This window comes from Shewanella sp. 10N.286.45.A1 (assembly GCF_041470405.1).
In the GTDB taxonomy this organism is placed as follows: domain Bacteria; phylum Pseudomonadota; class Gammaproteobacteria; order Enterobacterales; family Shewanellaceae; genus Shewanella.
The window spans coordinates 1-9,042 of record NZ_JBFRMK010000194.1 but is presented as its reverse complement, the minus strand read 5'-3'; the positions used below and the strand labels follow the sequence as shown (position 1 = coordinate 9,042).

The following is a 9,042-nucleotide window of genomic DNA, read 5'->3' as shown; positions in this document are numbered from 1 at the left end:
GTTTATTTTAGAGGGGAAAAGGGAGCGTAGTTACCCTAGAGTGTTGAAGTGTTCAAAGGACCGATATCCCATAAAAAAGAAAGCCGTTCACGTTAAGTGAACGGCATTACTCGCTTAGCGAGCCTTTTTAGATAAGAAACTGTAACGACCCAGTCTTAGTTAGAGCATGATCCACAACATACGCCACTGTCGCCATGTTTAGGTTTGGTATTTTCAGCTTTGACTGCAGCATTAGCCGCTTCCGCTTTTTCAGCTTTCTCGGCAGCCTTAAGTGTTAGCACTGCAGCTTGCTCCTCAGATTTGTTTAAACCAAATATTTTCTTAAATGATACTGACATATAAACTCCAAAACTCGTTAAGCTGCATTTTTTACGCACGTTATAATTCTTGAGTATTTTAGTCAACTACTAACAAACCAATCTCTTTCATCACAGCTGTCATTAATTAGAAATTAGCTACTGTATGCAGGCTGATTTGCTTTACATCACAATGAAGTGGATTCGACATTTGTACTTAAGCTCGATACCTTTCCCATGCTATTAAGTTATTTTCTAGGCAAGTTAAAGGAAGCTACTGGATGGGATTTATTGTTTATTATTGTGCTCAATAGCATTCAATAATTGAGGTTCTGATTGCGACAAATATTTTAGTGCGGAGCAACTTCAGCAGCTCGAAGCAAACGATTTTGCAATCGCTGACTCAACGAAAAGACCAACGACTGCGGTATCATTAGTTAACTGCATTGATAATAACGCTCCAGAGATCCTAGATGGCCTTGTATATGAGGGGCTCAGCTTTTGGCTTAGAACCAAACAGCTAACGACCATAACCACTCAAACATTATTTTCCGACTTGAATCAAATACTGCTTACTACAAATAAAGACCCGAATAATTTTGCTCAACCATTTGCTGCTTTAATTCTGGCAGAGGTGGTAAGGGTTGATCGAATAACCCCCTACTTAACAGAAGAGCAGCGCCAAAACGTTATTAATACAGCCACTCACAATATGATATCGATTGATGATTACAGAGGGTTTGATGATACAGCGGGATGACGACACGCCGTAGCTCATAGTGCCGATCTCTTTTTACAACTAGCGTAAAATAAGCAGATAACTGCACCTCACTTGAAACAGCTACTAGAAGTAATATCGATGCAAGTTGTCGTGAAAGATACGCATTTTTATCATTATGGAGAACCAAAGAGATTGGCGCTGCCGGCCATCTATATTGTGCTTACAGAGAAGTTAACTCAACATGATATAAACCAATTTGTCGGCACTATCATCGATCCCGCTCCCTTCAGAGATTGGCGAAGCGTCTACAGCAGCTATTTAGGCTTAGCAAAGTTGCACAATAGTCGCAGTTTTCTGAATAACCTCTTTATCATCAGCGGTAAGAGTGAGAATTGGCAACTTAAAAAGCTGTATTCACAAGTAGAAGAGGCATTAAACAAACTCAAAAAAGATCTCCTCAAAAATAGCGCTAAAGTAATGGCACCTCGAACTCAGTTAATTGTATAGCTAGGTAGGTAAATACGCGCTTCAAATATAAATCCCTCTTAACATTCAATATATAGACACAAAAAAAGATACAAATAGATACCATTGTTAATCAAATAGATATTACTGACTGCCTTTGATATTGAATAGCCTAATTGTATATTTTATGGTAAAAATATCTTATAAAACTATTACCCACCACAATAATACTAAAGTGAGTTTTTCTATAAAACAATAACGGGACGATTGTGGGGAGGAAGTTAATATTTACAGCGTTTTATATCAAACCGACTCTTTTTTTGAAAAGGTATGACTGTGGCCCTTAATGTTTTTCTATTTTTAGTGTTGCTTATTTTATCACCATTATCCTTGGCTGATGAGCAGTATATATTTACCCCCCTTGAGTTAAAAATGGATAACATAGCAAATAGCTATGTAGCAGAACCATTAAAAAAACTTGAACAGCTAGAAATTTTACGCCATGAAAGTGCAAATTCATCTGTTGCAGAACGAGCCCTGATCAAGGCGTACGAATGTTCATTACGTGCGGGATTAACCCCGAAGTTAGCACAACAGAACCTAGATAAGTTGAAGCAACTATCACAAGAAAATCAATATAATCATTCAGTCAGGGCTGCTACTGCTCTTTGTCAATCGGATATAGCAAGGCAAAAAAACAACGGTGATTACGATATAGCTATCTATAAATCTTTCTTATTTGCACAGAAATCTAAGCTTGCAACATTAAGATATTGGGTAAGCTTAAACAGCAATAGCCTATTCACTAAATACAATGATATTGAGTCTTCAGAAAGAGCTTTAAACATTGCTTTCCAAGTCGCGAGTGATAACAACGATATATATAGACTGAATATGTCGTCGTTCGAACTGGTTAATACCTACAATAAACTGCAACAATATGAGTTAGCACTGGCCAACGCTATCATTGCCCAAGACACTATCGAAAAGTTAGATAATCAGTGGTATCAAGATAAAATTTATGTAAGTCACTCTACAACACTAAGAAATATGAAAAAGTATAGTGAGTCCTTAGCTTTCAGTAAAAAGGCGGTCATCAAAGCCAAAGAAAGAGGTGACGTAAGAGAATCTAAATTTATTCTATTAGATATTGCTTTAATATACTTATTTCAGGAAGAGTTGCAACTCGCTAACGAACTAGTCAAAGAAGTCTTAAACTACAGTACGACTTTTGATGACCAATACCTCCTTAATCAAGGGAAATTACTAAAAAGTTATATCTATTTATTTGAAAAAAAACAAGAACAATCTACCGTGTTATTTGAGGAAGTTGTCGATTACTTAGGAAGAGAAAATTACATTCTAAAGCAAATCGACAATTGGCAGCAGTTAATCGAAATAGCCGCTTTAGCAAACAACCAACAAGTAGTAGTTAAAGCACAAAAACAGTATAGCAAGCTGTTTAAACAACATAGCGCTAAAGAGCATGCTGCATTAGTGACGCTGCTGACACAGGTTTACGAGAGCATTAGGCAGGATGATGCGACCATTACACAGCAAAAAATCATTCAGACCTTGGAAAAGAAGGCTCAGCTAGAGCGGAATTACCACATACTACTCCTAATCACGCTAATTTTGGGTACGTTAATTGCTCTGTTTGCTATAAAAGCCCTATGGCGTAACGCCACTATTTATAAGGCCAATCAAGCTGAAATTAATCGCCAGCTTTTTTACGATCCTTTAACTCAGTGCTTTAACAGGCGCTATTACAAAGATGTGATAGCAAAAAGTCTGATGTCTAAAGATATTGAAGATGGCACAAGCTTTTTAGTAGCAATAGACATCGACAATTTTAAGTCTTTTAACGATACATACGGGCATGCGGCCGGGGATGTGGCGTTGCAGTCGATGGTCAACTCATTACAATCAGATCTACGCGCTAATGACCGGGTAGTTCGCTTTGGCGGTGAAGAGTTCCTTATGGTGTTATCACCTAATGATAGCTTTAAAGTGGAAGTGGTGATTGAGCGTATTATGCAGTTGGTGAGAAGCACTCCAATTATCATCGAAGATAAACCAAGAAATATAACAATCAGCATTGGCTACGTCCCTGTTGGCAAAGTCAACCACACTTCAGAGCTTGACGCCTTACTTAAGCTGGCTGACAAAGCACTATATCTAGCAAAAGAAAACGGCAGAAACAGAGCGGTAGGAGTATACGACCTGCAGTGTCCAGCGAGTGCAGTCGACAATATTACAATTGCCCATAAAAATGCCCTACTCAAGCTTACAGAGATAACATCTAGCTATACAAAAAATTCTGCTTAGGGCGTTAGATCTTTCGAACTTAGCTTTTATTCGAACCCAATGCTTTTAAAGCTAGGCATGACACGCATTGCCTCAAATTCTAGTGGGCCGTTTATTCACACGTTGAACGGTAGGCATTCAGTTCAATCAGCCCTTGTAGAATAATACCGTGATAACGAGCTTTAACTAACTGATAGTCCAATTCCGGGGCAAAGTAGTAGGTCACCTCCTCTGCACCCGTCTGTTTCACAGGGATCACAGCTAGCTCGCCCCACGGCTTGATTTTTGTAGTTTGTAGCTGCTGCACATAAAGCTGGTAGGGTTCAATGGCATCTGATGCTTGCCTGACTAAGGCAAATTGGGTGCGACCTTGCAGTAAAAAGTGACGCATTTGAATGGCAAGCGTATCAACATCTCTAAGTGCAATGGCCTTTGAGTGATAGTGGTCAATATCACCATCTATATCTACCTCAGTATCTCGGCCATTATTACTAAAAGAGACCTGCATATCCCTTGCACGAAAGCCTGTGACCTTTTGGTGAAACTCATCAGTTAGCCATTCGTCCGTTTTCGTTGACCAAGACAGCTCTGCACGCTGTTCATAGCGAGTGCCAATACCCAAAATGCTAGCTTTGCTGCTTGATGTCACTACCGCAGTTTTACCTTGCCAATTTTCGGTTCGTTCCATAGTGCCAGTGTGAATACCACTTAAATAAATATCGTAACTGGCGCTGCGATTACACTGTTTAACCAACTCTTTTGACTTTGCCGTTTGCGCAGAAACTTGTATAGCTTGCGCCTGCTCAACCTTTGACGGCTGGGCAGATACAGGTAAAGCAAGCACTATAACTAGGCTTAACAAGCTCAATTTCAGGTAAGCAGCGAATTGATTCATGCCTAGAATACTTCATTCACGTTGAGGTAAAAGTTAGTTTCATTTTCACCCACGCCAATATCGAGGCGTAAGTTGATATTGTCTTTTATTTTAAAACGGAAACCGGTGCCATATGAAGTCATAAGCTCTTCATTCAGGTCACTCACCTTAGAAGCTACACTGCCAACCCCGCCCCAAAAAACCATGCCGTAACGCTGGAAGATAGGTAAACGATATTCAACTTGCCCCATCATCATCTGCTTGTCACGGTAGCGACCTTTGATATAACCGCGCATGGCACTTGAGCCACCTAAATCTGGCAGCATGTTCCAAGGCACATCGCCATCAGTGAATTTGCCTTGAACTTGCCATGCTATCAGCCCAGGAGCAGAGCTTAGCAAGGATGTAGAACTTAAATCGATGTAGTTAGCAAGCTCTAGGTTATAGGTTGAGAACGCCGAATACTTACTGTTTTGATACAGACCCGCATCCATCTGGAATAACCAGCCTTTAGTGGCATTTAAGCGGTAATCTCGCGAGTCATAAGTACTGGTCACCACCACACCCGAGCTAAAATTGCTCGGTAAAGTCGTATCAGCATCGACTGGCAGTCCCGTTTCAACTAATTCTAGTTTGTCAGCACTGGCATAAGTTAAGTCAGCCCCAACACCTAGAAAGTAATTATCAGCGACTTCACTCATCCAGCGTGGTTTAAAGCTATAAACCTGCTCTTCAAATTCATGATGATTTGCGTCAACATTACCATCTTCGATACCTTGGCCATAATAAACAGACGCTTCATTGTGTAGTTCTAACCCGAGTAATAAACGCTGCTTGCCACCGTTGAAAAAGGTCATATTTTCAACTTCAACGCCATAAGAGTTGTTCATCGACACAAATGAGTTTAGTACCAATGATGACGGTTGCTCGTCAGCTTTTGCGCCATCAGTTTTGTACAAACCGACCATCAACAAACCCACACCAAACTTCTTCTCTGGCGTGTAATAGGCTGTTGGCAAATAGCTCATATCAATCGGCTTGCTCTCATCAAACTCACCATCAGCACCAAATACCGACAGAATGTCATCAACCCAAGTTGGCTCCATATCTTTAGGGGTCTCAAATAGCGGTTCAACCGCAACGGCGACATTGGAAAAGGCAAAAAGGGTCAGTAATAAAATCCGTTTCATAAATACTCGAATCGATAAAGGAAAATAGTAGGATTGTAGCGACGTATGCTGCATTAGAAGTCTCAAGCAGAGTCGCCAAACAGGTCAATAATAAACTTGCGAGCGCATTCTACCATTACAACAGTTTTCAACAATTATTTTTTACGCCAAAGTGACTCAGTAGCCTTTAGGTAAGTAACAGGCCACCATCACAATAACAAAACCTCATCACACAAATATAATGGGGTTACTATAACTATCTAATTGCTGCTCAAGTTTGTCCCACTCGCTATTACAGTCATCAAGCTTTTCATCAATTGAATCAATAGCCGTTTTATAGGCTTGCGATCTCTGCTCTGCTTGCTCCAAGGTGCTAAAAAATGGCAAAGCATCACCTACAGGAAGCTGCTGAACTGGATTAAGTTCAGCCACATCGGCGCAGAGAATCGTTGGAAAAAGACATAACAGAATTAGCTTTCTCATAAAATCCTTTTTCAAATCGAGGCTCATTTTTTATTTAATACCTACAGACCCGCCGCAGATAAATGGATATAAGTCTTTTATTTGATTAAATATAGTCGATGATGAGAAAAGTACACATTTTTGAAACGATGGCAGATAAATGAGTTACTGATGAGTAATAAAATAGGCGTTTAAAGGGCTAATGATTGAGCAAAATACTGGGAGTAAAGCGAGAAATTGAACATAGAAATGAGTCGATAAAGCATGAATCAATATGGCTAAAGCCCACTGGCTGTGGGCTTAGCAAAACCGCGTACTAGAATGGTGCAAGCAGCCCTATAATCGTAGCCACTGCATTAACTCATTGGCACCAATAACGCCATATTGCCTTTTTATCAGCCTGCCTGCAGGATCAAATAGCAGTACTTCTGCAGATTCAGCACGATAAGTCGCAATCATCTTATCGCCATCGGGGGTGCCTGCTCTAGCCAATAAAAACAGTGCATTATCGCCAAGATGGGCGCGAGCTTCATTCATCTGCTCAGTTTGGCTGTTACTTATCGCAAGCCCTGGATCATAAACAAAGACCACTGCAGGCTTACCTGAACCTATCTCTTCATGAGTCGCCTTAAAGCCTTTAGGCATGACCATCAGCAACAACCAAACAGCCACAACAATCGATGCTATAACCCCAAGTACGACCCAAGGTTTACGGCTACTAGTGTTCGAGCTACTGTCTGAATTACGACTATCCATGATGATAAGCCTCTTTTAAAAATGACATAATTAGCATTTCAGTTTAATAAACTTAGCTGAAATAAGTATGAATAATTCAATACAGCTAGTGTTTGTTTTGCTAAAAATCGCTTTTCAGTCCCACTTATCACGGCAAATAAGTGACTTTACATCACATTTCTCTTAATTAGACTAAATTGACAGTTGTTAGCTAGGAACTAATATTGCTGTAATAGACTCAATTAGATAATGATTAAACTTTATCTCTGCGAAAGCATAAGATTCTCTAAATAATGAGGCAACATATTAATGAATACACTTAGCAAAATATTGATAGGTTCAACGATTAGCATCGCGGCATTAAGCACAGGTGTACAGGCCAGCGATCTTACCTGCAAAGTAAAAGGTGCTGATGATGTCGTTATGAATAACATTACGATTTTGCGTTCTAACGAATCAATCGTGAAGATTGATGGCAGCTATAAATCACCAGTGATGAGTAACATCTATCGCATCGATGCGGTAGATGGCAAAGATATTAGCGCTACACCTACCTACTTATATTACAACCACTATCCATTAGCCGATCACCAACTGCTAGCAACAGTTCAAGTTGATGGTCAAGAAGCTTTTAAAGGACTTTGTACCGTCAGCGAAGAGATGTAATTGCCAAAACTGTGCGCCAATATCTCAACGGCTAAGTATTACCAGAGCAATAATAAATAGTTTAATACTCTGGTAATGCCATCACAGCATCAATAAGTCGCATCATCGATATTCTCTCAGATAGCTTAAACATTTCCCTAAACCCACGACAAGTTCGCCTAGCCTAAAGAGAGTAAATAAGATTAATCAGTATTAAACACTGCTCGCTCTGCGAGAGTTTAGCCGTTCTAAAGCACCATTCAAATTGATTGATAACGAATCGATTCCATTTACTTGCCGCAATCATCCCACAATGACATTTTCTTCACTTTGCAAACAATACAATAGCGTCGACTTCATCTAACAAGAGAAAGGCATGACTAAATTCGACCTGGCCATTACCCAGCCAAACATCAACAAATCGGCTGTCGCAGGCTCAGTATCACCTCAAAATGATACTGGTTTTTTGTGGGGGTTATTCTTGCTAGTGACAGCATTTATTTTACTAATGAAAGAGAGTGTTAACTTCGCTTATTTCTTTAAAATCAATCAAGCGAGTCAACATTTTAGTCCCGAGCTTTTGGCAAGCATTACCGACATGGGTAACGGAGTTGTAACAGGTAGCATTCTAGTCATGATCCTCTGCTTCAAACCTGCTTGGATTTTACGAGTACTTCTAGCTGCAGCTATCTGCCTAGTGGTGACACATCTATTAAAAAGCTACTTTGATGCACCGCGTCCAGCCGCACTGTTAGAGCAGATAAATATTGTCGGCGATGCTCGCCACAGTAAGAGCTTTCCTTCAGGTCATACTGCTACCATTTTCTTACTCGCTGGCACAGCCTATTTAGCATCTAGACGCTTGCTTAGTCGAATATTCTTTGTCTCTCTTGCAATCGTAGTCGCTGTATCGCGGATCTCTGTTGGTGCCCACTGGCCGATTGATATAGCTTTAGGAGCGATTATTGGTTGGAGCAGTATTTATGTGGCATCACTAATCTGCAAAGAGAGATCACTATCACCGCGGTACCAATACCTTATTTTAACGGCATTGCTGTTGCTGCTTGGCACCTTGAGCGCTATGAGTAAAAATGAATTCCCTCAAATGCCTATTGTTGAAAAGTTGCAGCAACTGTACTTGGTCGTGGTTGCATTTAGTTTATATATCAGCTATTTATTCAACCGCCATATGACAACTAGCAATGTTGTTCATTGAATTAAGAGCTCATCAAGAGGGGGCGAATAACGAGTTGTTCGTCCCTGATATCTAACTAGGGGCTGTTGATCTTTCGAGCTTAGTTTTTGTTCGAATTCAATTGTTTTAGTACAAGGCTTGAGCGATGATGCTTAGCTGGCTAAGTGAAAAGC

At 40.2% G+C, this 9,042-nt stretch carries 8 protein-coding genes and 1 pseudogene; 4 read left to right on the top strand and 5 right to left on the bottom strand.

Annotation, left to right across the window (positions count from 1 at the left end; translation table 11 throughout):
* Positions 1 to 155: 155 nt before the first annotated feature.
* Positions 156 to 338, bottom strand: coding sequence for a CCGSCS motif protein (locus tag AB4238_RS14645; RefSeq protein WP_372034084.1), 183 nt, complete (start codon positions 336 to 338; stop codon positions 156 to 158).
* 514 nt (positions 339 to 852) lie between these two features.
* Here AB4238_RS14645 and AB4238_RS14640 point away from each other — a divergent pair.
* Positions 853 to 1,524, top strand: a pseudogene (locus AB4238_RS14640) (DUF2785 domain-containing protein).
* A gap of 294 nt (positions 1,525 to 1,818) precedes the next feature.
* On the top strand, positions 1,819 to 3,810 hold the full coding sequence (locus tag AB4238_RS14635; RefSeq protein ID WP_372034083.1) for a GGDEF domain-containing protein: 1,992 nt from the start codon (positions 1,819 to 1,821) through the stop codon (positions 3,808 to 3,810).
* A gap of 91 nt (positions 3,811 to 3,901) precedes the next feature.
* On the opposite strand, the gene AB4238_RS14630 is transcribed toward AB4238_RS14635, so the two are convergent.
* The 4 genes from AB4238_RS14630 to AB4238_RS14615 all read right to left on the bottom strand — a co-directional run bounded on the left by AB4238_RS14630 (position 3,902) and on the right by AB4238_RS14615 (position 7,050).
* The gene (locus tag AB4238_RS14630; protein WP_372034082.1) at positions 3,902 to 4,684 is read right to left on the bottom strand and encodes a hypothetical protein; all 783 of its coding nucleotides are present in this window, start codon (positions 4,682 to 4,684) and stop codon (positions 3,902 to 3,904) included.
* Between the two features lie 2 nt (positions 4,685 to 4,686).
* Positions 4,687 to 5,853, bottom strand: coding sequence for a BamA/TamA family outer membrane protein (locus AB4238_RS14625; protein ID WP_372034080.1), 1,167 nt, complete (start codon positions 5,851 to 5,853; stop codon positions 4,687 to 4,689).
* Between the two features lie 207 nt (positions 5,854 to 6,060).
* Positions 6,061 to 6,315, bottom strand: coding sequence for a hypothetical protein (locus tag AB4238_RS14620; RefSeq protein ID WP_372034079.1), 255 nt, complete (start codon positions 6,313 to 6,315; stop codon positions 6,061 to 6,063).
* Between the two features lie 315 nt (positions 6,316 to 6,630).
* Positions 6,631 to 7,050 (bottom strand): hypothetical protein, encoded by a 420-nt coding sequence (locus AB4238_RS14615; RefSeq protein WP_372034078.1) that lies wholly within the window; start codon positions 7,048 to 7,050, stop codon positions 6,631 to 6,633.
* 288 nt (positions 7,051 to 7,338) lie between these two features.
* Here AB4238_RS14615 and AB4238_RS14610 point away from each other — a divergent pair, with 288 nt between their 5' ends.
* A complete protein-coding gene (locus AB4238_RS14610) occupies positions 7,339 to 7,695 on the top strand; it encodes a hypothetical protein (protein WP_220740174.1) in 357 nt (118 codons plus the stop codon).
* Between the two features lie 355 nt (positions 7,696 to 8,050).
* On the top strand, positions 8,051 to 8,890 hold the full coding sequence (locus AB4238_RS14605) for a phosphatase PAP2 family protein (protein ID WP_372034077.1): 840 nt from the start codon (positions 8,051 to 8,053) through the stop codon (positions 8,888 to 8,890).
* Positions 8,891 to 9,042 lie beyond the last annotated feature (152 nt).

Coding starts and splice junctions, on each gene's coding strand:
- AB4238_RS14630 (WP_372034082.1), bottom strand. CDS start 4,684: ATGAATCAATTCGCTGCTTACCTGAAATTGAGCTTGTTAAGCCTAGTT.
- AB4238_RS14645 (WP_372034084.1), bottom strand. CDS start 338: ATGTCAGTATCATTTAAGAAAATATTTGGTTTAAACAAATCTGAGGAG.
- AB4238_RS14615 (WP_372034078.1), bottom strand. CDS start 7,050: ATGGATAGTCGTAATTCAGACAGTAGCTCGAACACTAGTAGCCGTAAA.
- AB4238_RS14620 (WP_372034079.1), bottom strand. CDS start 6,315: ATGAGAAAGCTAATTCTGTTATGTCTTTTTCCAACGATTCTCTGCGCC.
- AB4238_RS14625 (WP_372034080.1), bottom strand. CDS start 5,853: ATGAAACGGATTTTATTACTGACCCTTTTTGCCTTTTCCAATGTCGCC.
- AB4238_RS14610 (WP_220740174.1), top strand. CDS start 7,339: ATGAATACACTTAGCAAAATATTGATAGGTTCAACGATTAGCATCGCG.
- AB4238_RS14605 (WP_372034077.1), top strand. CDS start 8,051: ATGACTAAATTCGACCTGGCCATTACCCAGCCAAACATCAACAAATCG.